The organism is Xanthobacter luteus (assembly GCF_040049235.1).
In the GTDB taxonomy this organism is placed as follows: domain Bacteria; phylum Pseudomonadota; class Alphaproteobacteria; order Rhizobiales; family Xanthobacteraceae; genus Xanthobacter.
This window is the reverse complement of the sequence record NZ_JBDZDO010000009.1, coordinates 211,590-238,589: the sequence shown is the minus strand read 5'-3', so window position 1 is coordinate 238,589 and position 27,000 is coordinate 211,590. Positions and strand designations below refer to the sequence as shown.

Here is a 27,000-nt window from a genome sequence, read left to right as displayed (position 1 = left end):
CTGCAACGTTGCCACGGGCGGTTCGGATCCCGGGCGCACGGGAGTACCCCATGTCGTTTCGTCCGGATCTGCAATCGCCCACCTCGTTTCCCCAGGCGCCGCCCGCGCCGTCGGCCGGCGCGGCGGACCTCTCCTGGCGCCGCCGCTTCATGCTCGCCGCCAACGGCGCAACGCTGGCCGTGGTGGTGGCGGCGACCTTCTTCGTGCTGGCGCAGGACGGCTTCACTGTCATCGACGCCCTCGTCCTCTTGTGCGCCCTCGCCATAACGCCCTGGCATGCGCTGGGGTTCTGGAATTCCGCTGTGGGCCTCGCGCTCCGGCACGGCGGGGGCGACGGGACCCTTGCGGCGGCGCCCTTCCTGGCCGCGCCGGCGCCGGCCCATGCCGGCTCCCGCGTCGCCATCCTCATGACCCTGCGCAACGAGGACCCGGCCCGCGCCGTGGCCCGGCTCGCCGCGGTGAAGGCGGAGCTCGACGCCGGCCCGCTCGCCGCGATCTTCGACTACCACCTCCTCAGCGACACGTCGCGGCCCGAGGTGGCGGCGGCGGAGGAGGCGCTGGTCGCCGCCTGGCGCGCGCAGGCGGGCGGCGCCCGGGTGTTCTACCGGCGCCGGGCGGAGAATGTCGGCTTCAAGGCCGGCAACATCCGCGACTTTCTCGACGCCGACGGCGCCCGCTACGACTTCATGCTGCCGCTCGACGCCGACAGCCTGATGGGCGCTGGCACCATCCTCGCCATGGTCGGCATCATGCAGGCGCACCCGCGCATGGGCATCCTGCAGAGCCTGGCGGTGGGCCTGCCGGCGCAGAGCGGCTTCGCCCGCCTGTTCCAGTTCGGCATGCGCGCCGGCATGCGCTGCTACACGCTGGGCGCCACCTGGTGGGCGGGCGATTGCGGGCCCTATTGGGGGCACAACGCGCTGATCCGCGTCGCCCCGTTCCGCGCCTTCTGCCACCTGCCGGACCTGCCCGGCGCGCCGCCCTTCGGCGGGCCGATCCTGTCGCACGACCAGGTGGAGGCGGTGCTCATGCGGCGCGCCGGCTTCGAGGTGCGGGTGCTGCCGGTGGAGTGCGAGAGCTTCGAGGAAAACCCGCCGGCGGCGACCGACTTCATCACCCGCGACCTGCGCTGGTGCCTCGGCAACCTCCAATATGTGAAGCTCCTGGCGCTGCCCGGCCTCGCGCCCATGAGCCGGTTCCAGCTCCTGTGGGCGATCTTGATGTTCGCCACCGTGCCGGCGCTGCCTTTGGCGCTGGTGCTGGCGCCGTTCGCGGCGGCCGAGGCGCGCGCGGGGGAGGACTTCCCGGCCGGAATCGCCGCCGCGATCTATGGCGCGCTGCTCCTGATGTCGATCGCCCCCAAGCTCGCCGGCTGGATCGACGTGGCGCTCACCCCGGGCGGCGCCGCCCGCTATGGCGGGGCGGGGCGCTTCGCTGCCTCCGCGGTCCTGGAGCTGGTGTTCTCCTTCATGCTGGTCGCGCTCACCGCGTTCGCGGTGACGGGACTGCTGGCGCGGCTTGCGTTCGGTCGCGTGGCGGCGCGCTGGAGCGCCCAGGCGCGCGACGGCCACGCCGTGCCGCTCGCTCTCGCCGTGCGCCGCTTCTGGATGCCGACGCTGTTCGGGTTGCTGGTGGCCGGGGCGGCCTGGGCGTTGGCGCCGGGGCTGCTGGTCTGGCTGGTGCCGCTGCTGGCCGGCTACGTGCTCGCCATCCCCTTCGCGGTGGCGACGGCGGACCCGCGCTTCGGCGCCTGGCTCGCGGCGCGCGGCCTTGCGGCAACGCCCGAGGAGTTCGACCCGCCGCCGGTGCTGCGCCGGCTGCGCGGCGAGATGCCCTGCGCCCTCGAAGCGGCGGCCTGACGCGCGCGGGCCGCGCGCTGGAACGCTAGGAGGCCCGGCGGCGGCGCCGCCGCGCTGCCATTGGCATGACGGAACCTGCCGGCGCGACGCGCGGACGCGCATCGGCCCTGAGATCGGCCAAGAAAAAGGGGCACGCCGGACGTGCGGCGTGCCCCCCTGGTCGTTCGGGCCGGGCTCAGCGCCGGCCGCCGCCGCCGAAGCCGCCGCCGAAACCGCCGCGGCCGCCCCAGCCGCCGCCACCGCCCCAGCCGCCATAGCCGCGGTCGAAGCCGCCGGAGCCGTAGCGGTCGCCGCCGCCCCAGCCGGCGTCGCCGCCCCAATGGTCGCCGCCATAGCTGTCGGTGCGCTGCTGGCCCCAGGATTGGGCGCGCGCCTCGTTGTCGAGGCCCGAGCTGTCGAAGTCGCGGCCCATGCTCTGCCAGCCGGAGGAGGTGGCCTTGCTCCAGCCGCTGCCATTGTGCTGGTAGACGTTGCCGTCGTGGTCGGCGACCACCTTGCCGTTGTCCCAGGCGACCGCGTTGCCGGTCTTCGCGTTGCCGGCGACGCCGCGGCTGTCGACGTTGACGTTGCCGCGATTGTCGGTGACGCCGGTCTGCGAGGCGTGGAACGTGCCGCTGGTGGGGTTGGCGCCGGCCGATTCGCGCCCCGCCGCCGCGGTGCCGCGATAGACGTTGCCGTCGGCCGCCGCCGCCGAGGCGCCGCGCGCGCCGGTGGCGGCGTTGTAGCGCTGGTTCTCGCGGTTGGCCGCCCAATTGCCCGAATAGGGGTTGAACGCCGCGGCCGAGCGGCCGGTAAAGGCGGTGCCGTTGGCGCTGTGGCCGGCCCAGTCGCGGCCCGACCATTCGGTGCCGTTCCAGGTGGTGCCCCAGGCGTGGTTCACCGTGGCGGCGCCGCCCCAGCGGCCGTAGAGATTGGCCTGGTTGACGTTCATGTAGCCCCAGTGGCCGCCCCACGGGCCGTAGGGTCCATAGGGTCCATAGGGGCCGTAATGCCAGTAGGGGCCCCAATAGGGGCCGACCGCCGCGCCCCAGGTCCAGGCGGCGGCGAAGCCGAAGGCGAAGCCGTCCGCCGCGCCGAGGGCGAAGCCGGCGCCGAGGCCGTAGGTGACCGGGCAGGCGATCCAATAGGTGCCCACATAGCCGGTGCAATTGTAGCCGGTGCCGTAGACCACCGTGCCGCCGGGGGCGATCACCACGCCCATGTAGCCGGGGGTGTAGCCCACCACCACGGCGTCCGGCGTGACCGCGTACACCCGCACATAGGTCACGTAATGCACCGGCGAGGCGACCGGGATGGTGTAGATCACGTCCGGCACCACGGTCGCGACCGCCCAGGGGCCGATGGCCGAGGCGGAGACGAACCAGGTGCCGTCGTGCACCGCGTAGAAGCGCTGCGCGTCCAGCTGGATCACCGGGGTGGGCGAGTTCTTGGCATAGCTCAGCGCGGTGCCGGGGATCGCCTCGAACACCGGCGGGCCGCCGTCATAGCTCACGGTGATGGTGACGTTGCGCTTCACCGTCGCGGTCTGCGGGATGGCGGCGGCGATCACCGCCTCCTTGGCCTGCGGGGTGCCGGCCACCGAGACCAGCACGTTCGCCTTGGGATCGTTGGGATTGATCTTGGCGAAGTCCGCCGGCAGCGCGTTGGCGGCGACGTAGGCCCACGGACCGTTGAGGCTCACCGCCTTGAACCAGCGCCCGGAGATGAGGACGTAATAGGTGTTGGTGCTGATCTCCATGAACACCGCATGGTCGGCATTGTTCATGGCGAGCAGGTTCGGCGTGCCGGTCACCGGCAGCATCTGCTGCGGGCCGTCCGACTGGATCAGCTCGGTGGGGACGGTGGCGACCATCACCGCCGGCGGCGGCGTGATCGGCTTGCCCTCCTGCGAGAGCAGCGGGTCGGCCGCGAGCTGCTTGTTGGCGAGCGCGCCGGCGGCGGTCAGCGCGTCGGTGACCTTCGCCGTGACGATCCAGGACCCGGTGAGGCTGGTCGCCTCGTACCAGGTGCCGGCGGCCTGGAGGTGGTAGGTGCCGGCCTCGTCGAGCAGCACGAGCGGACGGGTGTTCACCACCCGCTGGAAGCCCACCACCCCTTGGATCGGCTTCAGCGCCGGATCGCCGGCCACCGGCACCAGCACGGTGGGGCTGGTGGCGAAGACGATCTTCGGCGGCGTGTTGTCCACTGGCTGGCTCTTCATCGCCGCCAGCTCCTTGTTGACCGCGTAGCTGGCCTGGAGCTGGTCGAGCGGAACGGCGATGCCGTTCTCCGGCAGGTGCGACTGGAGCGCGGCGCGGATCGTCGCCGCCTTGTCGGGCGCGGTGGGCACCTCGACGCCGGTGATGGTGAACGAGGCCACGTGCACCACGCCGGCCGGCTTGTCCACCGCCACGCGGCTGGTGAAGCGCGCCATGCCGTAGGTCGGGGCGCCGTTCTTCGGACCGATGGCGACGGCGGCGCGGCCGCTCATCACGTCGCCCTGCCAGTCGTCCACCTGCGGCTGGTAGAGCTGCAGCACGGTGTCGCCGGAAAGATCGAACGCGCGCGGCCAGGTCGGCGGACCCGCGAAGATGTCGGTCTGGCCCGCTTGGGCCTGCGTTTGTGCCTGCGTCTGCTGGGCCATCGCCGCGGGCGCCGTGAGCGCCATCGCCAGGGCGACCACCGCTGCCGAGCTCAAAGCCGTGAGCCGAACCATGGTGTCCTCCGAATCCGCACCGGGCGGAGCGGCGGAGACCTACCATGTTCGACCTTGAGCGTCAGCAGGGCGCGACCGTCCGCCACCAGGCGCCCGGGACCGGCGGGCTTCGGCCGGCGGCGATGCCAAAGAAAAGCCCGGCCCCTTGCGGGGCCGGGCCATGGTGCTGGACGCAGGAGAGCAAGTTGCGGGGGGAAATGCACCCGCTGCGTCTGGCGCCATTGGAAAGGGATCAGTCGGCCTCGCAGGGGCGGCGCCATTTCAGGCGCGGGCCGAAATCCGTCGCGACCCATATCTTGCGCAGGCCGCAGGCCGGCAGGTCGCGCTCGGCCTCAGGGCCGGCGGCGCCGACCTTCTCCACCGCGGCCCCCGTGCCGGGGCTGCCAGGCGCCGCAGGGCTCTCGGCCGGAATGATCTGGCGCTGGCTTGCGGGCGCGGCGCCGAACTGCAGGGCGCGGGCGTCGTCGCCGCCGCCGCCCAGGGCCGCCGCGAGCACCACGACGGTGGACAGACCGATGACGAGCGATTTCGACATGCAACACCTGGCGGTTTGCGGCCGATCAAAGCGGCCGGGATGAGCGCGTTCTAGAGGAAGGTTGCGGAACCCAACCTGAACCGAGCCTTTAGCTGCCCTTCACCTTCATGAACGCCGCTGAGGGGCCGCGTTCATCGGCGGTTCATCCGTACCCCTTCCTTCTGGCCGGGCGCTGGCGCGTTGCGGGCGGATTTGCCATGCCTGCGCGACCGAAGTTGTGCGGCCGCTCCTGTTCCCGCTTGATCTTGGCCCGGACCAAGTTTAAGCGCGGCGGTGGGTAGCAAGGGGGACGTCACCATGAAGAAGTACGTCGCTGAGTTCATCGGAACCGCCGTCCTCGTCCTGTTCGGATGCGGTTCGGCCGTGCTCACCGGCTATGGCAGCGCGCCCATCGGCATGCTCGCCATCGCCTTCGCCTTCGGTCTCGCCGTCACCTCCATGGCCTACGGCATCGGCCATGTGTCCGGCTGTCACATCAACCCGGCGGTCACCCTCGGCGTGTGGGCGGCGGGCCGCCTGCCGACCGCGGAAGTGCCGCTCTACTGGATCGCCCAGGTGCTCGGCGGCATCGCCGGCGCCGGGATCCTCTACGTGATCGCCTCCGGCAAGCTCGCCGGCTTCGACGTCGCCACCGCCGGCCTCGGTCAGAACGGCTGGGGCCCGAACTATCTCGGCGGCTACGGGCTCACCGCGGCGATCGTCGCCGAGCTGGTCGGCACCTTCGTGTTCCTGGTGGTGATCCTTGGCTCGACCTCGAAGGCGGGCATCACCCAGGCGGCGGGCCTCGCCATCGGCCTGTCGCTGGTGATGATCCACATCGTCTTCATCCCGGTGACCGGCGTGTCGGTGAACCCGGCGCGCTCCATCGGCCCGGCGCTGTTCGTGGGCGGCCAGGCGCTGGCGCAGCTGTGGCTGTTCATCGTCGTGCCGCTGGTCGGCGCGTTCCTCGCCGGCCTGCTGTATCGGCACCACTTCCCCGACTGAGCCGGAACCAAGAAAAAGGCGGGAGCCGCGCGGCTCCCGCCTCCTTGATCGCCTCCGCCGGCCGGGTGGCGCGGCGGCGGCGCCGGCCTCACGGGCAGGGGTGCTGCAGCCCGTCATAGCCGGTATAGGTGCCGGTCCGCGGATTATAGGACCGGAAGCGCTGCGAGCAGTAGGCGACGGCGTCATTGCCCGCATTGTTGGCCGCCGCCGCCGCGGCGGCGCCGATGGCGAGGCCGGCGACGCCGGCCGCCACCCACGCCCCGTTATTGTTGCGGTAGTACCAGCCGTTGTTGCGCCAATAGGGACGGCCCCAGCGGGCGTGATAGCCGGGGCGGCCCGGACGCATGCCGGGTCGCGGCCCCGGCCGCACCCCCGGGCGCACGCCCGGCCGCGGGTGATACTGCACGGCGTCGGGGGCAACCGCGGCCGCGGCCAGCGCGCCCGGGGCGGCGCGCAAGGGCTGGGCAGCAACGGGCGCGGCGAACGTGGCCGCCATCGCGGCACTCAAGGCGATCGCCAGCGTTTTGTTTCTGATCATTTTGTTTTCTCCTGTTCCGGCGGCATCCCCGTGCAACCGTCTCCTGTGGTAACTACCGCCGGCGCGATCGGTTGCGTTGACCTCACGTCACCGTGAACGCTGCCGGCCTACCCCTTTGCACGGGGCAGGCGCAGCGCCATGTTTAAAGCGTGCGGTCAGATCTCGATGCTGCGTTGCGGGGACGCGCAAGTATCGGACTGGAAATGCAGAGAAGTTGCCGCGCCTTTGACATGGATCGGCGACAAGGCTGCGGGGAATTTGACACAAACCCCTGTCAGACTTGGTCTTCAAGGTCAGGAGACGCCTAGATGTTTCGCAGAGCAAAAGTCGTCGCCGTGGCGGTGAGCATCGCCATCGGCGGATTGGGTCCGGTCCCCGCCGGCGCGCAGGCGCTTCGCGCCGGCGTCGGAGAACTCGGAACGGCGCATGCCGCTCCGATGGCTGAGGTGGCCTATCGTGGCGGCGTGCGCGCTGGCGGTTTCCGGGGCGCCCGCGTGGGCGGCATGCGGGCCGTGGGCGTGCGCCCGGGCTATCGCGGCGGCGCCTATCGGGCCGCCGGCTTCCGCCCCGGCTATCGTCCGGGCTACCGTCCGGGCTACCGTCCGGGCTTCCGTCCCGGCGTCCCGGTGGGCTGGGGTCGGCCCGGCTGGCGTCCGCCTCCGGGCGCCTGGGGTCCGGGGCCGTGGCGTCCCGGCTGGGGCTGGTATCGTCCGGGCTGGGGCTGGGGCTATTACAACAATACGGGCGCCTGGGTGGCGCTGGGCGTCGCCAGCGCCGTCGCCATCGGCGCCGCTGCAGCGGCCGCCAACAGCACCGTCACCGACGATGCGGTGGCCTATTGCATGCAGCGGTTCCGCTCCTACAACCCGAACACCGGCACCTATACCGGCTATGACGGGCTGCAGCATCCCTGCCCGTGACGGCTGATGCCGCGGGCCGGGGCATCCTCGCACGAGGCCCGTCCCGCGCATGCGCCGCTGGCGGCGTGATCTGAAGCGCCCCGTCCTGCATCCGCGGGGCGGGGCGTTTCTCTTTGCCCGGTCAGCCGGGCAATCGCCGTGCGGGCGAGCCGCGGGGCAAGAAGCAGCGCGGAAAGAAGCGGCGGGCCGGCACCGCAGGGCGGGACGCTAGGCCGCGTCCCAAAAGGGGCGCAGCCGGGTCCTGGCCCGCGGGGGGCGGCCGACGGGTCCAGTCCGGCGCATCTGCGCCAGCCGGTTCGCGGGGGGCGATCGGGCCGCTCAGCGCGGCGCCAGGATCATGATCATCTGGCGGCCTTCGAGCATGGGCTCGGCTTCCACCTTGGCGATGGTGGCCACGTCTTCCTTCAGCTTCTGGAGCAGCTTGAAGCCGATGTCCTGGTGCGCCATCTCGCGGCCGCGGAAGCGCAGGGTCACCTTGACCTTGTCGCCCTCCTCGAAGAACCGCTGCATGGAGCGCATCTTCACCTCGTAATCATGGGTGTCGATGCCCGGCCTCAGCTTGATCTCCTTGACCTCGACCACCTTCTGCTTCTTGCGCGCCTCGCTGGCCTTCTTCTGGTTCTGGTATTTGAAGCGGCCGAAATCGAGGATCTTGCAAACCGGCGGGGTGGAATTGGGCGAGATCTCCACGAGGTCGAGACCGGCCTCCTGCGCGAGCGTGAGAGCATCGCGAATGGCCAACACACCGCGGTTCTGCCCGTCCTGGTCGATCAGCTGGACTTCGCGGATGCGGATTTCTTCGTTGACGCGCGGTCCATCCTTCTCCGGCGCGACGGGTCTCATGGGGCGGCGAATGGCTTGTGTCTCCTCGAGCAATTGAACTCCGCCCCGAGCACTGGGCCAGGATGCACGGCGAAGGCCGTGGGGTCTTGGACCCGAGCTTTGGGCAGGCTCCCAAGATCGGGACAAACCGCGCCAAAGTCAATGACCCCCAAGGATCGCGCGCAGATCGCGGGCGGCTTCCCCAGCCGCCCGGCGTGCGCGGCTGGGGAAGCCGCCCGCCGCGCCCCTGGACGCTTCCCCCGCGCGCGCGGCATAGTCGTGCAAGCCACAGTTCAGCCGCCTTCGCCGCGCAATTCGGGACGCGCGGAGCGAACGTGGCGCGACGGGTGCGGGCGGCCCGCGCGCCAGGGTCCACGGGAACGCCAATGATCGACGCAGCCTCGGTTCTCAGTCATGCGCGCCTTCTGGCCACGGCCCTCGCGCTGGCGCCGCTCGCGCTCGCCTGCGGGATCGACGCCGCGCGGGCGGACGGGCGCATGGTGGCCAAATATTCGCTCAGCGTCGCCGGGGTGGAGTTCGGCCGCGGCACCTTCGTGGTGCAGGCGAGCGATTCGGCCTACGAGATTTCCGGCACCGCGCGCATCACCGGCCTGATGCGGGCGGTCGCCAACGGCAAGGGCCGGGCAGCCGCGCGCGGCACGCTGCAGAACGGACGCATGCTGCCACGGGTCTATGCCATGGACGCGGACGCCGACGGCAAGGCGGAGAGCGCGCGCATCGTCATGCTCGCCGGCGCGGTGAAGGAGATGGACGTCGAGCCGGAGCTGAAATTCCTGCCCGACCGCGTCCCGGTCACCGATGCGGTGCTGAAAAGCGTGCTCGATCCCGTGAGCGGCGCCTTCGTCTACATGCCCGGAACCGGCGACATGCTCTCGGCCGCGGCGTGCCAGCGGGTCATCCCCGTGTTCGACGGCCGCCAGCGCTACGACATCGCGCTCAGCTTCCAGCGCGTCGAGCAGGTGAAGGCGGAGGGCTATGACGGGCCCGCCGTGGTGTGCGCCGCGCGCTACCGTCCCGTGGCCGGGCACCGGCCCACGCGCTACACCGTCAAATACATGGTGGACAACAAGGACGTCTTTGCCTGGCTGGTGCCGATCGCGGGCACCCGCCTGATGGCGCCGTTCCGCGTCTCGGTGGCCACCATGATCGGCACCGCGGTGCTGGAGGCCGAGGCCATGGAGATGCTGCCGGCGGACGGCACCTTGTCCGTGAGCGCGCCCAAACCCTGAGCGACGCCCCCCGCCGGGGAGACGGGGCGCGCTTCCGGGCGCGCCTGTGGCTCGCGAGCAGTTCGCCTACAAGCTGTAGTAGGGGGTGAAGGCGGAACATTCGCCGCGTGCGATTCGCCCCCGGTTCGTTCCGGGCCTGTTCGCCTGGCGCGGGGCCGGCGTCCCCCGGCGGGACGGCGCCTGCCGCCGCCACCCCGAAGTCCGCCCCGCGCGAATCTGAGGCCCTGCGTTGACACCCGTGGGGGCCGAGGTGTTCCCTGAAGCTCGCGTGAGGGTTCACGCCAGAGGACATCATGGCCAAAAGGACCAAGGTTGCGGAGAAGGACGCGGTCGCGTCGCACCGGGGCGTCAAGTCGCTGAGCGAGGCCAAGGCCTGGATGGCCGCGCGGGGGATCACCGAGATCGAGTGCCAGGTACCGGACCTTGCGGGCGTCGCCCGCGGCAAGATCATGCCGGCCTCCAAGTTCCTCTCCTCGCCGGTGATGAACTTGCCGCTGTCGGTGTTCTTCCAGACCATCTCCGGCGAATATCCCGACTATGAGGGCCTCGTCGATTCGGTGGTCGCCGACAGCGACCTGGTGCTGGAGCCGGACTTCGGCACCCTCTCGGCTGTGCCGTGGGCGCAGGATCCCACCGCCCAGGTGATCCACGACGCCTTCCACCGCGACGGACGGCCGGTGGAGGTTGCGCCCCGCCAGGTGCTCAAGCACGTGCTCTCGCTCTATGCCAACCGCGGCTGGAAGCCGGTGGTGGCCCCCGAGATCGAGTTCTATCTGGTGGAGCCCAACACCGACCCCGATTATCCGCTGAAGCCGCCGGTCGGGCGCTCGGGCCGGCCGGAGATCGGCCGCCAGTCCTATTCCATCCAGGCGGTGAACGAGTTCGACGCCCTGTTCGAGGACATCTACGCCTATTCGGAGACCCAGGGGCTCGAGATCGACACGCTGATCCACGAGGACGGCGCGGCGCAGATGGAGATCAACCTGCGCCACGGCGAGCCGCTCGCGCTCGCCGACCAGGTGTTCCTGTTCAAGCGCACGATCCGCGAGGCGGCGCTGCTGCACAAGATCTACGCCACCTTCATGGCCAAGCCGATCGCCAACGAGCCGGGCAGCGCCATGCACATCCACCAGTCCGTGGTGTCGATGGCGACGGGCGAGAACATCTTCTCCGACAAGGACGGCGACCCGACGCCGGAATTCTTCTCCTTCATCGCCGGCCACCAGAAATACCTGCCGTCGGTAATGTGCATCCTCGCGCCTTACGTGAATTCCTACCGGCGCCTGACCCGCGATTCCATGGCCCCCATCAACGTGCAGTGGGGCTATGACAACCGCACCGCGGGCCTGCGCGTGCCGCCCGCCGAGCCCGAGGCGCGGCGGGTCGAGAACCGCGTGCCGTCCTCGGACGCCAACCCCTATCTGGTGATCGCCGCCTCGCTCGCCTGCGGCTATCTCGGCATGGTGGAGGGCCTGCGCGCCACCGATCCGCTGGAGCGCGACGCCAAGGACCTCGATTTCGAGCTGCCGCGCGGCCTCCTGGAGGCGGTGGCGGCGTTCCAGGAGTGCGAGGAGATGGCCGACGTGCTCGGCCGCCGATTCGTCACCGCCTATGCCGCGGTCAAGCAGGCCGAGTTCGAGACCTTCATGCGGGTGATCTCGCCGTGGGAGCGCGAGTATCTGTTGCTTAACGTGTGAATAGCGTGCCGTCGGCGGGCGCAGGCCCCAAGGCAGGCTCCCGAAGAGCCAATGCAGGGGCCGAGCGGGGCCCGGCGGCCGGCGCGCGCGCCGGCTGAAGGCTCCGCCCGGCCACGGGCCGCCGGCCGCACCACAAAACAGGAGCGCCATGCACCGCACCGCCGCCCCCCTGAGCCCGTCGGGCCATGCCAAGTCCTGGTATGCCGCGACCGCGATTCCCCATCCCGCCCATCCGCCGCTGAAGGGCGCGGCGCGCGCCGACGTGTGCGTGGTCGGCGGCGGCTATACCGGACTGTCGGCGGCGCTGCATCTGGCGGAGGCGGGCTTCGACGTGGTGCTGCTGGAGGCGGCGCGGGTCGGCTCCGGCGCCTCGGGGCGCAATGGCGGCCAGCTCCATTCCGGCCAGCGGCGCGACCAGCTGTTCCTCGAGGCGCAGATGGGCCAGGCCGACGCCCGAAAGCTCTGGGACCTCGCCGAGGAGGCGAAAAGCCTGCTCAAGGTGCTGGTCGCGCGCCACGCCATCAATTGCGACCTCAAGGACGGCCTCATCCTCGCCGACCACAAGCCTCACTACGTGGCGCAGAGCCACGCTTATGCGCGCCACCTCAGGGACGCCTACGGCTACGACGCGGTGCGCGAGCTCGACCGCGACGAGATGAACTATCTGGTGCGCTCGCCGCTCTATCACGGCGGCATCCTGGACAAGAAAGGCGGCCACCTGCACCCGCTGAACTTCGCCCTGGGCCTTGCCCATGCGGCGGCCGCGGCCGGCGCCCGCATCCACGAATGCACCCGGGTCACCGGCTTCGAGGACGGGCCGCGGGTGAAGGTGACGACCGACCAAAGCGGGGTGGTGGAGGCGGACTTTCTGCTGGAATGCGGCGACGGCCTGCAGGACGGGCTCGACCGGCGGGTGGACGGGCACGTCATGCCGATCTGCAACTACATCGTCGCCACCGAACCGCTCGACGAGATGGGCCGCGAGCTGATCGCCAACGACGCGGCGGTGGCCGACAGCCGGTTCGTGGTCAACTATTTCCGCCTGAGCCGCGACGGGCGGCTGCTGTTCGGCGGCGGCGAGAGCTACCGGCGTTCCCTGCGGACCGACATCGCCGCCTTCGTGCGGCCCTACATGCTCAAGGTGTTCCCCCAGCTGGCGCAGGTCGGCATCGACTATGGCTGGGGCGGGGTGCTGGGCATCACCATGACGCGCCTGCCGTTCGTGCGGCGCCTCTCGGACAAGGTGCTGGTAGCCTCGGGCTATAGCGGCCAGGGGGTGATGCTGGCGCCGCTGTTCGGCAAGATCCTGGCCGAGGCCGTGCGCGGGCAGGCGGAGCGGCTCGACGTGCTCTCGCGCCTGCCGGTGCCGCCCTTCCCGGGCGGGGTGATGCTGCGCTATCCGCTGCTGGTGGCCGGCCTCACCTATTTCGCGCTGCGCGACCGGCTCTGAGCGCGCGCCCGGCGCGTCCCGTCCGCTCCGCCGGCGAGGCCGGCGGCCGCCGGCTCAGTCGAGCCCGCCGAGCTTGCGCGCTTCGGCCAGCGCCTTGAGGCAGCCCGCCTCGTCCCCCGCCGCCTGCAGGTTCATGGCCGCATTGAGCGCGCCGAGCGCGCCCGAATCGGGCTGCGACACGCCCGCCTGGGCCAGCGAACCGGGCGTCGGCTGGCGGTCGAGCTGGGCGTCGACCGACTGGCCCTGGCTGGGCGGCGCCTTGGGGCGCGGCTCCTTGGCTTTGAGCTGCTGCTGCACGACGACGATCTGCTCAAGGCAGCTCGCCGCGGCGGGCGCCGCCGGCCCGAGCCCGGCGAGCGCGCCGAGGGCCACGGCCAGAGCTGCGCCGGGGCCGGGCCGGACGGCGCAAAGGGCGGAGAAACGGGGCATGATCCCTCCTGGTGGGCAAGGCGCCCGCCTGTCCGGGGCGGAGCGGTCACGCCTATAAATCGCGCCACCCCGCCCGTGCGCAAGGGGGGAGGCGGGCCCGGCCCGGTGCCGCGCCCGCCGGCGCCAGGCTCAGCCGTGGGGGGCGCGCCGGCCGCGCCGGCGCGCCATCATGTTGAGGCCCTCCACGAAGGCGGAGAAGGCCATGGCGGCGTAGACGTAGCCCTTGGGCACGTGGGCGCCGAAACCCTCGGCGATCAGCGTCATGCCGATCATGATGAGGAAGCCCAGCGCCAGCATCACCACGGTCGGGTTCTGCTCGATGAAATGCGCCAGCGGATCGGCGGCGAGCAGCATCGCCGTGACCGCGGCGATCACGGCAATGATCATGATCGGGATGTGCTCGGTCATGCCCACGGCGGTGATGATGCTGTCGATGGAGAACACCAGGTCCAGCAGCAGGATCTGCACGATGGCGGCGGTGAAGCCGATGGTGGCGCGGGTCTCGAACAGGTCGTCGCCGGGGTTCGGGTCGACGCTGTGGTGGATTTCCTTGGTCGCCTTCCACACCAGGAACAGGCCGCCGGCGATGAGGATCATGTCGCGCCAGGAGAAGGGGTGGTCGAACACGGTGAAGACCGGCGCGGTGAGCCGCACGATGATGGCGATGGTGCCGAGCAGCGCGAGGCGCATGATCAGCGCCAGGCCGATGCCGATGCGGCGCGCCATGGTGCGATGCTCGGCCGGCAGCTTGTTGGTGAGGATGGAGATGAAGATCAGGTTGTCGATGCCGAGGATCACCTCCATGGCGACGAGGGTGACGAGCGCCACCCACGCGGCCGGGTCCTGGGCAAGTGCGAGCAGGTAGTCCATGGCAGGTCCTTCAGGAGCTGGAGGAGAGGGCTTCGAGGCGTGGAGCGGCGCACGCCGCCGGCCGCTCGGGGGCATAGACGCGGAGCGCGCCGGGGCGGATCGAGAAGCGCGCGGGTGTCCGCGTCACCAGCTCGCCGTCGGTGTTCACCGGCCGCGGCCGGCGCGTCTCGACGGTGACGGAGGTGGTGCGGAAGGCGCGCACGTCGCGCCACTGGCCCTGGGTGCCGCGGCGCAGCGCCGGCAGCAGGCCCAGCAGGCGCCACCAATGGTCCACCTCCAGGCTGTAGAAATCGAGCCGGCCGTCCTCGGCCGTGGCATCGGACGCCACCGCCATGCCGCCGCCATAGTAGCGGCCGTTGCCCACCGCGATCTGCAGCGTGCGCACCTTTTCGCTGGTGCCGTCATGGATGACGCGGGCGGTGAACAGCCGCGACTGGGCGACGAGCCGGGCCGCGACCACCGCGTAGCCGAACACGCCGAAGCGCCGCTTCGCCTCCTGGGTGAGGGCGCGCGCCAGATCGGCGCTGAAGCCGATGCTGGCCACGTTCAGGAACGGATGGCCGTTGACGTCGCCGAGGTCCACGCGCCGGGGCGTGCCGGTGGCGATGAGGTGCGCGGCGGCGAGGGTGTCGAGGGGAATGCCGAGGGTACGGGCGAAATCGTTGGCGGTGCCGAGCGGCAGCACGCCGAGCGGCAGGCCGAGCGCGGCGAGGCCCGCGGCGGCGGCGTTGAGCGTGCCGTCGCCGCCGCCGATGACCACGAGGTCGTGGCCCGCGGCCTCGCGGCGGATCAGATCGGACAGCGCGGCGCCCTGCGGCCAGGGCAGGGCGGCCAGGGCGATGCCGCCGGCCTCCAGCGCCGCGCGCTCGCGCGCCAGCGGCGACGTTCCCAGGCGGGCGCCGGGATTGACCAGGAAGAGGGCGCGCCGGGGCGCACCGGCAGCAAGCGGGCGCAAAGCGGCGGATGGCGGCGCGGACGGGCTCATGGGCGCCGACGCACCACGGTCGCCGCGGAATGGCTGGAGGACGGGATCAAAGGGCCTCGCTGTCGATCGAAAACACGACGTGATCCGACATCGCCCGGCCAATCGGCCGGCGCCAGAGGGGCCCGGATCTCCTGCCGTTCAGTTAGGAACGCCCGCAGGGGGGACAAGCGCGACTGGACTGTGGCGGAATGCCGCAGGTGCTGCCGGAGCCGGCCATCGCGTGCGGGTGGCGGGGCCGCGCGGCGGCGACCGCCGCCGCGCCGGAGCGCGCGGCGGGCGGGGGTGGGGGGCTGGCTTGGGGCTCCCGCGGACGCCGCAGCGGACCGGTTCTCGCGGCCCCGATGGCGGCCCGCGTTTCGGCGAAACCGCGGCAATGGCGGCGTCCCCGCCATGGGGCGCGGGCTCGGCGACGGCATTCGCATGCCGCGGCGCGGCCGTGGAATCCCATTGTCGGTCAGCGTGTTGGAGATGTTCCGGGGCGGAGGGATCGGCGCCGGGGTCGGCAGAGGCGCGATCCTGGAGCGGCGCGCGGTCCGGACTGCGGCGTTTGCATGCCCTTGGGGCAGGGCCCTCGTCCGCTGCGCCGGAAGGCCGGCGCAGGCCCATGTCAGCCCGCGCCCGGCGCGGCGGGTCGCAAGGCTGACGGGCAGCGGACAAGGGGGAAAGAAGAGAGGGAGGAGAGCGGGGGCGGTGCTCTCCTCCCTCGGGCCCGACCAGCGAGCGGGTTGCGGTTCCGCTCGTTGACCGAACGGTTCGGTCGGTGGGATTGATCTAGCGCATTGCTCCTGCCATATCAAGAGGGAACCGTACGGTTCGGTTCGATGCCTCTTTCGCGCCTGTGGCCCGGGCGCCACCCCGCTACGGTCTTGGCGCTCCGGCAGGGGGATGGCGGTGCGCGGCGCTTGCGCCGGAGCCTGCGATACCCGCAGAAATGCGGCGGATCCGGGGGCGCGGCGGGGGCGAAAGCGAGGACGGGCGCATGGGCAAGGACACGGGCGAGGACATGGGACGGCGATGAGGATCGCGAGCGACGTAGCAGCGGAGCGGCATCTGGAGGCGCGCGATGGCGCCCACGGCGCCGGGCAGGACCCGGAAAAGCGCAACCAGATCATTGCCGGAGCACGCCAGGTGTTCCTCGAGCACGGCTTCGACGCCGCCAGCATGGGCGACATCGCCCGCGCCGCGGGGGTCTCCAAGGGCACGCTCTACGTCTATTTCCAGAACAAGGAGGACCTGTTCGCCGCCTTGGTCAGCAGCGAGTGCAGCGAGACCGCCGAGCGCCTGTTCGTGCTGGATGCCGAGGCAGCGGATGTCCAGACCGCGCTGACCGAGCTCGGGCATTCCTTCATCGCCGCCATGGTGCGGCCCGGGCATATCGCCACGCTGCGCACCGTGATCGCCATCGCCGGAAAATTCCCCGAGATCGGCCGGCGCTTCTTCGAGGCCGGACCGTGCGCGGGCATCCAGCGCCTGTCCAAGTTCCTGGCCGCGAAGGTGGAGCAGGGGGCGCTCGAGATCGAGGACGTGGAGCAGGCGGCGAGCCAGTTCCTCGGATTGTGCAAGGACGGCGTGACGGCACCCATCCTCATCGGCTCCAACGAGCCGCCCGACCCCGCCCATGCCGCCAAGGTGGTGAACGGGGCGGTGCGCGTGTTCATGGCCGCCTATGGCGCCAAGGCGCCCGCCGGCTGCCGGCCTGCGGCGGAGGGCGCGGCGCGCCAGGCGGGACCGCGGGAAGCCTGAACGGGCGCCGCGGGAGCATCCGCGCCGCACGGCGTCCGACGTTTGCGCCCCGCGCCCACGCGTCTTCCCGATAGGTGTCGGCGGCTCCTCGCTTTGGTCCTCCGCCTGCCGGCCCCGGTTCGCGCCAAAGGAAGGGAGGGGCGGCCGCTGCGGCGACGGCCTTCCGGCGGAGGCGATGCCGGCCCCTCCCCACCGCTGGCGCGCCGTCACGGCGCGGGCGCCTCTTCCGGCACCACCAGCCGGCCCTCGGCGTCGAACGGAAAGCCGGGATTGAAGGCGACCTCCCACACATGGCCGTCGAGGTCCGCGAAATAGCCGCTGACCCCGCCCCAGAACACGGGCTGCGCCGGCTTCAGGCAGCGCCCGCCCGCGGCCACCGCGCGGGCGATGACCTGGGCGGGCGCGTCCGCGTGTGCGACGTTGAAGGCGAGGGTGACACCACCGAAGCCGCCGCCGGCATCCTCCGGCCTGAGGCGGGCATCATCGGCGAGCGCGGCGGTGGGATAGAGACCCAGCACCACATGGCCCGCCAGGAGGAAGGCGACGCCGCCGGCGCCCCGGTAGCGCCGCTCGAGCCCGAGCGCGCCATAGAAGGCGGCCGCGCGCGCGAGGTCGGCGACGCCGAGGGTGACGAGATGGAGCCGCAGGTCCGGCGCCGCGCGCGCCGCGCTGCCGTCGGTGTGGGGATCGGGCATCAGGCACGCCTTCTCAATTGAACAGCGAGAGCTGCTCGCCCTTGGCGGCGGGGCGGCGGAAATGGGCGGTGGTGAGCTTCAGCCCGCGGCCCTCGAGGCCGAGCCGCCGGGTGGCGATCTCGAAGCGGCGGCCGATGGTCCAGGCATAGGGCCCGGTTCCCCGCTGGCGCTTGCCGAAGGTGGAATCGTAATCCTTGCCGCCGTTCATCTGGCGCACCAGCGCCAGCACGTGGCGCGCTTTGTCCGGGAAGTTGGCCACCAGCCATTCGCGGAACAGATCGGCGATCTCCAGCGGCAGGCGCAGCGTCACGTAGCCCGCCTCGCTCGCGCCCGCCGCCTTGGCGGCGTCGAGGATGCGCTCGATCTCCATGTCGTTGAGCGCCGGGATGACCGGCGCCGTCAGCACCGCGGTGGGAATGCCCGCGTCGGCGAGGCGGCGGATGGTGGCGAGGCGCACGTGCGGGCTCGCGGCGCGGGGCTCCATGGTGCGGGCGAGGTGCGGATCGAGGGTGGTGATGGAGATGGCGACCTTGGCCAGCCCGCGCGCGGCCATGGGGCCGAGAATGTCGATGTCGCGCGCCACCAGCGCCGACTTGGTGACGATGCCCACCGGATGACCGAACTCGGCCAGGACTTCCAGCAGGCGGCGGGTCACCTGGTAGCGTTTCTCGATCGGCTGGTAGGGATCGGTGTTGGTCCCCATGGCGATGACGCGCGGCTGATAGGCGGGATGCGCCAGCTCGCGCGCCAGCAGCTCCGGCGCGTCGGGCTTCACGAACAGCTGGGTCTCGAAGTCGATCCCGGCCGAAAGGCCGTGGAAGGCATGGGTGGGCCGCGCGAAGCAGTAGATGCAGCCGTGCTCGCAGCCGCGATAGGCGTTGATGGAGCGGTCGAAGGCGATGTCGGGCGACTGGTTGCGGGTGATGACCGTGCGCGCGCGCTCCTCGGTCACCTGGGTGCGGAAGGGCGGCAGGTCGTCGAGGCTCTCCCAGCCGTCGTCGAACGCGATGCGGGCGGCGGGCTCGAAGCGGCCGGCGGCGTTGGAGGTGGCGCCGCGCCCGCGGCGCCGCTCCGGCTCCACCCCGGTTCCCGCCTCGCCGTCGAGCGCGGGCGGAAGCACGGGCGCGGGCGCGGCGCGCTCCTCGGCGAGCCGGCCCAGCAGACGCGCGCCCTTCTTCTTGGGCCGCGCAAGGGGAAGGGCGGGGCCCGTGCGGACGATGGCAGAAGCGTTGGCGGCGCCGGTCTTCACCGAATCGGGCTGCGCCCGGCGCGGGGCGGCCGCCCGGTTGACCCTGCGACCTGTCGGCACACCGGCTTCGGGCGCGGCCCCGCAAACCGGGGGCGGCGGATCGACGATGGGGGAATCGAGCGGGGCATCCATGGATAAAAGATAGCCCGCAGATAGGAACAAAGCAAGAACATAGATCCCGAAACGGGACGGAATCCTTCTGTTGCGGTGCACATTATGTATACTGTACACCAGAGAAGAGTTGCCAGAAAACCGCTTCTCCGCTAAACGCCAGTGCGAGCGATAAGCTAGGGGGAAACCGATGGCCGATCACGGCACGATCGAGTACGGGCACGCGGAAGGCAACGACTATGTCGAGCACGAACGCACCTATGAGATGTTCACGTCGCTGACAAAATGGGCCTCCATCGCGATCGCCGTCATTCTCGTCCTGATGTGGATTTTCCTCCTCTGAGCCTGTGAGCCCGGAGCACCGGAGACTTTCCGATGAAAATCGCTGTCCCCGCCGAGGTCGATCCCGGCGAGCCGAGGGTTGCTGCGACCCCGGATACGGTCAAGCGCCTCGTCGCGCTCGGCGCCCAGGTGGCGGTCGAGGCCGGCGCCGGCGTCGCGTCCGGCATCCTCGATGCCGATTATGAGGCCGCTGGCGCCACCATCGCGCCCCATGCCGCCGATGCGCTGTCCGGCGCCGACGTGGTGCTGAAGGTGCGGCGCCCCACGGAAGCCGAGCTTTCGTCGTACAAGCCCGGGGCCCTGGTGCTCGCCATCATGGACCCCTACGGCAACGACGCCGCGCTCGCCGCCATGGCCCGCGCCGGGGTGGCCGCCTTCGCCATGGAGCTGATGCCCCGCATCACCCGCGCCCAGGTGATGGACGTCTTGTCGTCCCAGGCCAACATCGCCGGCTACCGCGCGGTGATCGACGCGGCCGCCGAGTTCAACCGCGCGCTGCCGCAGATGATGACCGCCGCCGGCACCGTGCCCGCGGCGCGCGCCTTCGTCATGGGCGCCGGCGTCGCCGGCCTCCAGGCCATCGCCACCGCGCGCCGCCTCGGCGCCATCGTCACCGCCACCGACGTGCGCCCCGCGGCGAAGGAGCAGGTGGCCTCGCTCGGCGCCAAGTTCGTCGCCGTGGAGGACGAAGAGTTCAAGCAGGCGGAGACAGCCGCCGGCTACGCCAAGCCCATGTCGGCGGAGTATCAGGCAAAGCAAGCCGCGCTCGTCGCCGAGCACATCAAGAAGCAGGACATCGTCATCACCACCGCGCTCATTCCCGGCCGGCCCGCGCCGAAGCTGGTGAGCGCGGCCATGGTCGCCTCCATGAAGCCGGGCTCGGTGATCGTCGACCTCGCGGTGGAGCGCGGCGGCAACGTGGAAGGGGCGATCCCCGGCGAGGTCGCGGTGGTGGGCGGCGTGAAGATCGTCGGCCATCTCAACGTGCCGGGCCGCGCCGCGGCCTCCACCTCGCCGCTCTACGCCAAGAACCTGTTCAACTTCCTCGAGACCATGATCGACAAGCAGGCCAAGGCCCTTGCCGTCAAATGGGACGACGAGCTGGTCAAGGCGACGCTGCTCACCCGCGACGGCGCGGTCGTGCATCCCAATTTCGCCCCCAAAAATCCTGCCCCTGAGGGAGCGGCCTGATGACCCCCAATCCACAGCTCGCGGCGGACGCCGCGGAACAGGCGCGCATCGCCGCCGAGGTGGCGCGCCAGGCGGCGGACGCCGCCCAGGCCTATGCGGACCAGGCCGCCGCCGCGCTCGGCGGGCTCGCCCATGCCGCCACCGGCGGCGCCATCGACCCGTTCGTGTTCCGCCTCTCCATCTTCGTGCTCGCGGTGTTCGTGGGCTATTACGTGGTGTGGTCGGTGACGCCGGCGCTCCACACCCCGCTCATGAGCGTCACCAACGCCATCTCCTCGGTGATCGTGGTGGGCGCGCTGCTGGCGGTGGGGGTCTCGACGGTGGGCGATCCGGGCCATGCCTGGTGGGCGCGCATCTTCGGCTTCATCGCCCTCGTTTTCGCCTCGGTGAACATCTTCGGCGGGTTCATGGTGACCAGCCGGATGCTCGCCATGTATTCGAAGAAGAAGTGAGGCCGGCGCCATGAATGCGAACATCGCCGCCCTCCTCTACCTCGTGGCGGGCATCCTCTTCATCCTGGCGCTGCGCGGCCTGTCGCATCCCACCACCTCGCGGCAGGGCAACCTGTTCGGCATGGTGGGCATGGGCATCGCCGTGCTCACCACCCTCGCGCTCCAGCCGCCGTCCGACGTGTTCGGCTGGGTGCTGGTGGTGGCCGGCATCGCCATCGGCGGCGCCATCGGCGCGGTGGTGGCCAAGCGCATCGCCATGACCGCCATGCCGCAGTTGGTCGCCGCCTTCCACTCGCTGGTGGGCCTTGCCGCGGTGCTGGTGGCGGCCGCCGCGCTCTACGCGCCGGAGGCGTTCGGCATCGGCTCGCCCGGCCACCTGCACATGGCGAGCCTGATCGAGATGTCGCTCGGCGTCGCCATCGGCGCCGTGACCTTCACCGGCTCGGTCATCGCCTTCGCCAAGCTCAACGGCAACATGAGCGGCAAGCCGATCATGCTGCCGGGCCGCCACCTCATCAATGCCGGCCTCGCGCTGCTGCTGCTGATCCTGGTCGTCGCCTTCGTGCTCACCGGCTCGATCGCGCTGTTCTGGATCATCACGCTGCTGGCGCTGGTGCTCGGCGGGCTGCTGATCATCCCCATCGGCGGCGCCGACATGCCGGTGGTGGTGTCGATGCTGAACTCCTATTCGGGGTGGGCGGCGGCCGGCATCGGCTTCACCCTCGGCAACACGGCGCTGATCATCACCGGCGCCCTGGTGGGCTCGTCCGGCGCGATCCTCAGCTACATCATGTGCAAGGGGATGAACCGCTCCTTCATCTCGGTGATCCTCGGCGGCTTCGGCGGCGAGACCTCCGGCGGGCCGGCCGGCGCGGTGGAGACCCGCCCGGTGAAGCAGGGCTCGGCGGACGACGCGGCCTACATCATGAAGAACGCCGAGAAGGTGATCATCGTGCCGGGCTACGGCATGGCGGTGGCCCAGGCGCAGCACGCGCTGCGCGAGATGGCCGACTTCCTGAAGGAGCAGGGCGTCGAGGTGAAGTACGCCATCCACCCGGTGGCGGGCCGCATGCCGGGCCACATGAACGTGCTGCTCGCCGAGGCCCAGGTGCCCTATGACGAGGTGTTCGAGCTCGAGGACATCAATTCCGAGTTCGCCCAGGCGGACGTGGCGTTCGTCATCGGCGCCAACGACGTCACCAATCCGGCGGCGAAGACCGATCCGCAGTCGCCGATCTTCGGCATGCCGATCCTCGACGTGGAGAAGGCCAAGACCGTGCTGTTCATCAAGCGCGGCATGGGCTCGGGCTATGCCGGCGTGGAAAACGAATTGTTCTTCAAGGACAATACGATGATGCTCTTCGGCGACGCCAAGAAGATGACCGAGGAAATCGTCAAGGCGTTCGGCCACTGACGCCGGAGCCCGGCCGGCGGGCTCCCCGCCGCCCCGCTTAAGGAACGAATGAAAAGGCCGCCGCGCCGGAAGGCGTGGCGGCCTTTTTCATTTCGGCCCGTGCGGGCGCGGGGGAGGTTGCCGCCCGGCCGCCGGCGCCCGCCGTGCCGATCTGGCGCCCCCTCCCGCGGTCATGCCCCGGCTGGTCCGGGGCATGACCGCGGGCCGCCCTGCCGGCGCATCGGCACCAGAGCCGACGGCAGGTCGAGGCGTGGATCCCCCGGACGCGCCGGGGGACGCCGGTGTGGCGGCGAAGCCGGTGTCGAAGCGCCCGACGCGCCCGCCCGACGTCGTCAGGCGCGCGCCGGAGGCGGCGCCGCCCTCAGAGGCCGCCGAGGCAGACGTACTTGATGTTGAGATAGTCGTCGCAGCCGTATTTGGAGCCCTCGCGGCCGACACCGCTCTCCTTCACGCCGCCGAACGGGGCTACCTCGGTGGTGATGACGCCGGCATTGACGCCCACCTGCCCGTACTGCAGCGCCCCGGAGACGCGGAACGCGCGGCCGAGGTCCTTGGTGAAGAAGTAGCAGGCGAGGCCGTATTCCGTGGCGTTGGCGTAGCCGACGGCCTCCGCCTCGGTCTCGAACTTGAACAGCGGCGCGATGGGGCCGAAGATCTCGTCGCGCGCGAACGCCATGTCCTGGGTCGCGCCGGTGAGCACGGTGGGCTCGAAGAAGGTGCCGCCCTGGGGCGGCTGCTGGCCGCCGGTCGTCACCTTCGCCCCCTTGTCGAGCGCATCCTTCAGCAGGCGCTCCACCTTGGCGAGCGCGCGATCGTCGATCAGGGGGCCGGCCGCGACGCCCTCCTCCATGCCGTTGCCCACCTTCAGCGTCTTGGCGGCCTCGGTGAAGCGGGCGGCGAAGGCGTCATAGATGCCCGCCTGGACGTAGAAGCGGTTGGCGCACACGCAGGTCTGGCCGACATTGCGGTACTTCGAGGCGATCGCCTGCTCCACCGCGAGGTCGAGGTCGGCGTCGTCGAAGACGATGAAGGGCGCGTTGCCCCCGAGCTCCATGGAGATCTTCTTCATGGTGTCGGCCGACTGCTTCATCAGCAGCTTGCCCACCGGGGTGGAGCCGGTGAAGGTCACCTTCTTGACGCTCGGGTTGGAGGTCATCTCGCCGCCGATGGCCTGGGCGTCGCCGGTGACGATGTTGACCACGCCCGCCGGGATGCCCGCCATCTCCGCCAGCACGCCCCAGGCATAGCCCGAGAACGGGGTGAGCTCGGAGGGCTTGCACACCACCGTGCAGCCGGCGGCGAGCGCCGCGCCGATCTTGCGCGAGAGCATGGAGGAGGGGAAGTTCCACGGCGTGATGGCGGCGCACACGCCCACCGGCTCCTTGGTGACGAGGATGCGCCGGTTCGCCCAGGGCGAGGGGATCACGTCGCCATAAAGGCGCCGGGCCTCCTCGGCGAACCAGCGCACATAAGCGGCGGAGCCGGCCACCTCGCCGCGCGCCTCGGGCAGCGGCTTGCCCTGCTCGGTGGTGAGGATCACCGCCAGTTCCTCGGCATTGGCGAGGATCAGGTCGGCGAGCTTGTGGAGCTTGGCCGCGCGCTCGGCGGCGGTGGTGGCGCGCCAGGTGGTGAAGGCGGTGGCCGCGGCCTCGATGGCGCGGCGCGTCTCGGCGGCGCCCGCCTTCGGCACGGTGCCGATCACCTCGCCGGTGGCGGGATTGGTGACGGTGATGGTCGCGCCGCCGTCGGCGTCCACCCACTGGCCGCCGATGAGCATCTGCTCGCGCAGAAGATTGAAGCGCGGAGCGCCGGTACGGGCGAGGGGCTGGGGAGCGGCCATGGTCTTTCTCCTAAGGCTGAGAGCCAAGGGGGCGTTCGGCTTCCGCATATAGGACGAAAGGACGAGCCGCGCGAGAGCCTCGCGCGCAGGCGTGCACCCGGGCGCCATGCGCGCCAAGCGCGTCACGGATTTCAAAGCGCGCCGCGCGTCCCCGTATTCAAGCGCGGCGTGCGACGCCGGCGCGGCGGCTCAGCGCACGCAGGTGATGGAGTGGAACGGGACGATCTGCTCCTTCTGCCCGGCGCCGGCGCCGATCTGGCAGCGCAGATAGTCCTTGCCCACGCTCATGGGGGCAAAGCCGGTGATGGTCGATCCGCCGACCACCTGGATGATGATGGCCTGGCCGTCCTTGGCGCTGACCACGTCGAGCACGGCCTGGCGGAAATCGTCGTCCTTGAGCTGGCACCTCATGGGTCTCGTCCTCCCGGCAAGAGCGGGCGGGAAGCCCGCGGCGGCATCTTCGGCCGTCGGTGGGATCATAACGCCGATGACGCAAGGGTTGGCGAGCGCAATCGTCATGGCTCCCGCGCGCCCTGCGCCCAGGTCGGCCGCACGCGCGGCGCCGGGCATGGGTCAAGCGGGCCGCGCCGGTCCTCAGGCGGGCTTGCGGGCGACCAGGTCGATCAGCGCCGACATGCCCTTGTGGCGCTTGCCCTCGTCGAGGGCGGCGTCGTAGCTCGACAGCTCGATGATCTCGAAGTCGCCGAACGCCCCGCGCAGCAGGTCCTCGGTGTAGTGCCAGGCGGGATCGGACGGCCCGCCGGTGCGGTAGGCGATCTGTTCGGGCCGGTAGCCTTCCAGGATCAGCAGCCCGCCGGGCTTCAGCGCCGCCTTCATGGCCGCGAACACCCGCTCGCGCGCGTCGGGGGGCAGGATCTGGATGAAGATCGCCACCACCACGTCGTAGGCGGCCTCGGGGAATTGCCAGGTGAACAGATCGGCGAGCTCGAGCTCCAGCTCGACGCCGCGCCGCGCGGCGAGCCGGCGCGCCTTCTGCTGGGCCACGGCGGAGAAGTCGGTGGAATGAACGCTCAGGCCCTGCTCGGCGAGCCACACGCCGTTGCGCGCCTCCCCGTCCGCCACCGCCAGTGCCCGCTGGCCGGCCTTCAGAAGGTGGCCCTGGCGCGCGAGGAAGGCGTTGGGCGCCTCGCCGAACAGGAAGTCCTCGCCCGCGAAACGCTCGTCCCAGCTGTTCATCTTGTCCGTCCTTCCGCGCGCATCGCCGCAGCGGCGTCGCGCCGCAATCCACATGGCCCCGGCGTTGATCGAGGTCAACCCCGTGCGCGGCCACTGGGGCTAGGGTTTGGAACCTCTCGAAAGGAGGGCCGGGTCATGTGGAAATTGGCTGTTCTCGTCTGGTTGGTGATGGGCATCACCTTCGCGGGCATCGGCGTGATGGTGGTCGTGGCGGTGCCGGAACTCTACAATCAGGGCATGCATCTCATTCCACTCGCCGCCGGCATCGGCGCGCTGGTGGCCGTGCCGTGCTCCTGGCTGGTGGCGCGGCAGATCTACGGGATGACAGCGGCCCGATAGCCCGCGGTCCGAACACCGCCACCGGCGGCCTCAGGCGCGGGCGATGGCGTGGAAGAAGCTTCCCGTCACGGGTCCGCGCCGGCTGCCCGCCGGGCCGAGGTCGCGGCCCTGCGCGTCGAAAAGCTGCGCCAGCGGCGCGTCAGCGCCGCGCGTGAGCGTGGTGGCATAGTGGAATTCGTGGCCGCGCACCGTGGCCCCCTCCGGGCCGAGGGGCGAGGGCGCGCGCAGATGCGCCTGCCGGTAGCCGAGATTCATGCGCCGCTGGGCGAAGCTGGTCTCAAGGTCGAGGAGGCCGAGCATCTCGTGGACGACGCCCTCGGCGTCGGTCAGCGCGCGGCCGAGCGCCATGTAGCCGCCGCACTCCCCATGCACCGGCCGGGTCTGCGCGAACCGGCGCACGCCGTCGCGGAAGCGTCGCGCCGCGACGAGCCGGCCGGCATGCAGCTCGGGATAGCCGCCGGGCAGCCACAGCGCGTCGCAGGTCTCGTCCGGCGCTTCATCGGCGAGCGGCGAGAACGGCACGATCTCGGCCCCCAGGCGCCCCCAGTGCGCCAGCACATGGCCGTAGACGAACGAGAAGGCCGCGTCTCGCGCCAGCGCGATGCGCCGGCCCGGCGGCGGCCAGGCGTGCGCCTGCGCCTCGGATGCCGGCAGTGGCGCCAGCGGGCGGGCGGCGGCGAGGATGGCGGCAAGGTCGAGGTGGCGTTCGGCGAGCTCGGCGAGCGCCGCGAGGCGCGCGGGCAGGTCGCCGGTCTCCTCCGCCTGCACCAGGCCCAGATGGCGCTCCGGCAGGATCAGCGCCGCCTCGCGCGGGATCGCGCCGAGCACCTTGATGCCGGCCGCCTCCATGGCGGCGCGGATCAGCGCCTCGTGCCGCGCGCTGGCGAGCTTGTTCAGCACCACGCCGGCGAGCGGCACGGCGGGATCGAACAGCGCGAAGCCGCGCGCCACCGCCGCCGCGGTCTGCGACTGGCCCGACACGTCGAGCACCAGCACCACCGGCAGGCCGAGCCGCGCCGCCACGTCCGCCCCGGCGCCGGTGCGGCCGGGCGCGGCCGGCACGCCGTCGAACAGGCCCATGGCGCCTTCCGCCACCAACAGCTCGGCGCCTTCCGCCGCCTGCGCCGCCACCGCGTCGAGCAGCGCCGGCGGCATGGCCCAGCTGTCGAGGTTGAGGCCCGGCCGCCCGGTGGCGGCGGCGTGGAAAGCGGGGTCGATATAGTCCGGCCCGGTCTTCACCGCCCGCACCTTCACCCCGCGCCGGGCGAAAGCCGAGAGCAGCGCCAGCGTCACCGTGGTCTTGCCCGAGCCCGAGCGCGGCGCGCCGATGAGGAAGCCGCGCGCGCTCATGCTGCGGTCCCGCCGCCCGAAGGCCCTTCAAAGGCAGGGCCTT

The 27,000-nt window shown here is 71.3% G+C and carries 25 protein-coding genes; 12 read left to right on the top strand and 13 right to left on the bottom strand.

The window, feature by feature from the left end:
- Window positions 1-50 precede the first annotated feature (50 nt).
- On the top strand, window positions 51-1,859 hold the full coding sequence (mdoH, locus tag ABLE88_RS23215; RefSeq protein WP_510182938.1) for a glucans biosynthesis glucosyltransferase MdoH: 1,809 nt from the start codon (window positions 51-53) through the stop codon (window positions 1,857-1,859).
- A 175-nt stretch (window positions 1,860-2,034) separates the two neighbouring features.
- On the opposite strand, the gene ABLE88_RS23210 is transcribed toward mdoH, so the two are convergent.
- Window positions 2,035-4,554 carry a carbohydrate-binding family V/XII gene (locus ABLE88_RS23210; RefSeq protein WP_348834254.1) on the bottom strand — a complete coding sequence of 840 codons (2,520 nt, stop codon included), beginning with the start codon at window positions 4,552-4,554 and terminating at the stop codon, window positions 2,035-2,037.
- Between the two features lie 232 nt (window positions 4,555-4,786).
- A complete protein-coding gene (locus ABLE88_RS23205; protein ID WP_348834252.1) occupies window positions 4,787-5,089 on the bottom strand; it encodes a hypothetical protein in 303 nt (100 codons plus the stop codon).
- Between the two features lie 297 nt (window positions 5,090-5,386).
- On the opposite strand from ABLE88_RS23205, the gene aqpZ reads away from it, so the two are divergent.
- Complete coding sequence (gene aqpZ / locus ABLE88_RS23200; RefSeq protein WP_348834250.1) at window positions 5,387-6,073, top strand: aquaporin Z; 687 nt, start codon at window positions 5,387-5,389, stop codon at window positions 6,071-6,073.
- Between the two features lie 88 nt (window positions 6,074-6,161).
- Here aqpZ and ABLE88_RS23195 read toward each other — a convergent pair whose 3' ends face one another.
- Entirely contained in the window at window positions 6,162-6,611 is a 450-nt protein-coding gene (locus ABLE88_RS23195; protein WP_348834249.1) for a BA14K family protein, read from the bottom strand.
- A 308-nt stretch (window positions 6,612-6,919) separates the two neighbouring features.
- On the opposite strand from ABLE88_RS23195, the gene ABLE88_RS23190 reads away from it, so the two are divergent.
- Window positions 6,920-7,531 carry a BA14K family protein gene (locus ABLE88_RS23190; RefSeq protein WP_348834247.1) on the top strand — a complete coding sequence of 204 codons (612 nt, stop codon included), beginning with the start codon at window positions 6,920-6,922 and terminating at the stop codon, window positions 7,529-7,531.
- 318 nt (window positions 7,532-7,849) lie between these two features.
- Here ABLE88_RS23190 and infC read toward each other — a convergent pair whose 3' ends face one another.
- The gene (infC, locus tag ABLE88_RS23185) at window positions 7,850-8,374 is read right to left on the bottom strand and encodes a translation initiation factor IF-3 (protein ID WP_348834246.1); all 525 of its coding nucleotides are present in this window, start codon (window positions 8,372-8,374) and stop codon (window positions 7,850-7,852) included.
- 365 nt (window positions 8,375-8,739) lie between these two features.
- Here infC and ABLE88_RS23180 point away from each other — a divergent pair, with 365 nt between their 5' ends.
- The 3 genes from ABLE88_RS23180 to ABLE88_RS23170 all read left to right on the top strand — a co-directional run bounded on the left by ABLE88_RS23180 (window position 8,740) and on the right by ABLE88_RS23170 (window position 12,750).
- Complete coding sequence (locus ABLE88_RS23180) at window positions 8,740-9,603, top strand: DUF3108 domain-containing protein (RefSeq protein WP_348834244.1); 864 nt, start codon at window positions 8,740-8,742, stop codon at window positions 9,601-9,603.
- Between the two features lie 293 nt (window positions 9,604-9,896).
- The gene (locus ABLE88_RS23175; protein ID WP_348834243.1) at window positions 9,897-11,300 is read left to right on the top strand and encodes a glutamine synthetase family protein; all 1,404 of its coding nucleotides are present in this window, start codon (window positions 9,897-9,899) and stop codon (window positions 11,298-11,300) included.
- A 148-nt stretch (window positions 11,301-11,448) separates the two neighbouring features.
- Complete coding sequence (locus ABLE88_RS23170) at window positions 11,449-12,750, top strand: NAD(P)/FAD-dependent oxidoreductase (protein ID WP_348834242.1); 1,302 nt, start codon at window positions 11,449-11,451, stop codon at window positions 12,748-12,750.
- 54 nt (window positions 12,751-12,804) lie between these two features.
- Here ABLE88_RS23170 and ABLE88_RS23165 read toward each other — a convergent pair whose 3' ends face one another.
- The 3 genes from ABLE88_RS23165 to ABLE88_RS23155 all read right to left on the bottom strand — a co-directional run bounded on the left by ABLE88_RS23165 (window position 12,805) and on the right by ABLE88_RS23155 (window position 15,034).
- On the bottom strand, window positions 12,805-13,179 hold the full coding sequence (locus tag ABLE88_RS23165; RefSeq protein ID WP_348834240.1) for a hypothetical protein: 375 nt from the start codon (window positions 13,177-13,179) through the stop codon (window positions 12,805-12,807).
- A 129-nt stretch (window positions 13,180-13,308) separates the two neighbouring features.
- On the bottom strand, window positions 13,309-14,049 hold the full coding sequence (locus ABLE88_RS23160) for a TerC family protein (protein WP_348834238.1): 741 nt from the start codon (window positions 14,047-14,049) through the stop codon (window positions 13,309-13,311).
- A 10-nt stretch (window positions 14,050-14,059) separates the two neighbouring features.
- Window positions 14,060-15,034: a lipid kinase gene (locus ABLE88_RS23155; protein ID WP_348834236.1), complete on the bottom strand. Its 975-nt coding sequence runs from the start codon at window positions 15,032-15,034 to the stop codon at window positions 14,060-14,062.
- 1,014 nt (window positions 15,035-16,048) lie between these two features.
- Here ABLE88_RS23155 and ABLE88_RS23150 point away from each other — a divergent pair.
- The gene (locus ABLE88_RS23150) at window positions 16,049-16,777 is read left to right on the top strand and encodes a TetR/AcrR family transcriptional regulator (protein WP_348834235.1); all 729 of its coding nucleotides are present in this window, start codon (window positions 16,049-16,051) and stop codon (window positions 16,775-16,777) included.
- Window positions 16,778-16,983: 206 nt separating this feature from the next.
- Here ABLE88_RS23150 and ABLE88_RS23145 read toward each other — a convergent pair whose 3' ends face one another.
- Together ABLE88_RS23145 and ABLE88_RS23140 are read right to left on the bottom strand one after the other, a co-directional pair.
- Window positions 16,984-17,472, bottom strand: coding sequence for a VOC family protein (locus ABLE88_RS23145; protein ID WP_348834233.1), 489 nt, complete (start codon window positions 17,470-17,472; stop codon window positions 16,984-16,986).
- Window positions 17,473-17,485: 13 nt separating this feature from the next.
- Complete coding sequence (locus ABLE88_RS23140; RefSeq protein ID WP_510182937.1) at window positions 17,486-18,781, bottom strand: PA0069 family radical SAM protein; 1,296 nt, start codon at window positions 18,779-18,781, stop codon at window positions 17,486-17,488.
- A gap of 241 nt (window positions 18,782-19,022) precedes the next feature.
- On the opposite strand from ABLE88_RS23140, the gene ABLE88_RS23135 reads away from it, so the two are divergent.
- From ABLE88_RS23135 to ABLE88_RS23120, 4 genes are read left to right on the top strand one after another with little or no spacing between them, the layout of a single operon-like run.
- Window positions 19,023-19,175, top strand: a complete 153-nt coding sequence (locus ABLE88_RS23135; RefSeq protein ID WP_348834232.1) for an aa3-type cytochrome c oxidase subunit IV — start codon at window positions 19,023-19,025, stop codon at window positions 19,173-19,175.
- 32 nt (window positions 19,176-19,207) lie between these two features.
- Complete coding sequence (locus tag ABLE88_RS23130) at window positions 19,208-20,365, top strand: Re/Si-specific NAD(P)(+) transhydrogenase subunit alpha (RefSeq protein ID WP_348834231.1); 1,158 nt, start codon at window positions 19,208-19,210, stop codon at window positions 20,363-20,365.
- A complete protein-coding gene (locus ABLE88_RS23125; RefSeq protein WP_348834229.1) occupies window positions 20,365-20,817 on the top strand; it encodes a proton-translocating transhydrogenase family protein in 453 nt (150 codons plus the stop codon). The genes ABLE88_RS23130 and ABLE88_RS23125 overlap by 1 nt, the downstream gene beginning before the upstream one ends.
- Window positions 20,818-20,827: 10 nt before the next feature.
- Window positions 20,828-22,231, top strand: coding sequence for an NAD(P)(+) transhydrogenase (Re/Si-specific) subunit beta (locus tag ABLE88_RS23120; protein WP_348834227.1), 1,404 nt, complete (start codon window positions 20,828-20,830; stop codon window positions 22,229-22,231).
- A gap of 361 nt (window positions 22,232-22,592) precedes the next feature.
- Here ABLE88_RS23120 and ABLE88_RS23115 read toward each other — a convergent pair whose 3' ends face one another.
- The 3 genes from ABLE88_RS23115 to ABLE88_RS23105 all read right to left on the bottom strand — a co-directional run bounded on the left by ABLE88_RS23115 (window position 22,593) and on the right by ABLE88_RS23105 (window position 25,268).
- Window positions 22,593-24,071, bottom strand: a complete 1,479-nt coding sequence (locus tag ABLE88_RS23115) for an NAD-dependent succinate-semialdehyde dehydrogenase (protein ID WP_348834225.1) — start codon at window positions 24,069-24,071, stop codon at window positions 22,593-22,595.
- A 189-nt stretch (window positions 24,072-24,260) separates the two neighbouring features.
- On the bottom strand, window positions 24,261-24,482 hold the full coding sequence (locus tag ABLE88_RS23110; RefSeq protein WP_348834223.1) for a hypothetical protein: 222 nt from the start codon (window positions 24,480-24,482) through the stop codon (window positions 24,261-24,263).
- Window positions 24,483-24,665: 183 nt separating this feature from the next.
- Entirely contained in the window at window positions 24,666-25,268 is a 603-nt protein-coding gene (locus tag ABLE88_RS23105) for an SAM-dependent methyltransferase (RefSeq protein ID WP_348834221.1), read from the bottom strand.
- A gap of 135 nt (window positions 25,269-25,403) precedes the next feature.
- Between ABLE88_RS23105 and ABLE88_RS23100 the strand changes: the two genes are divergently transcribed.
- Complete coding sequence (locus ABLE88_RS23100) at window positions 25,404-25,607, top strand: hypothetical protein (RefSeq protein WP_348834219.1); 204 nt, start codon at window positions 25,404-25,406, stop codon at window positions 25,605-25,607.
- 30 nt (window positions 25,608-25,637) lie between these two features.
- Here ABLE88_RS23100 and ABLE88_RS23095 read toward each other — a convergent pair whose 3' ends face one another.
- A complete protein-coding gene (locus tag ABLE88_RS23095) occupies window positions 25,638-26,957 on the bottom strand; it encodes a cobyrinic acid a,c-diamide synthase CobB (RefSeq protein ID WP_348834218.1) in 1,320 nt (439 codons plus the stop codon).
- Window positions 26,958-27,000: the final 43 nt, after the last annotated feature.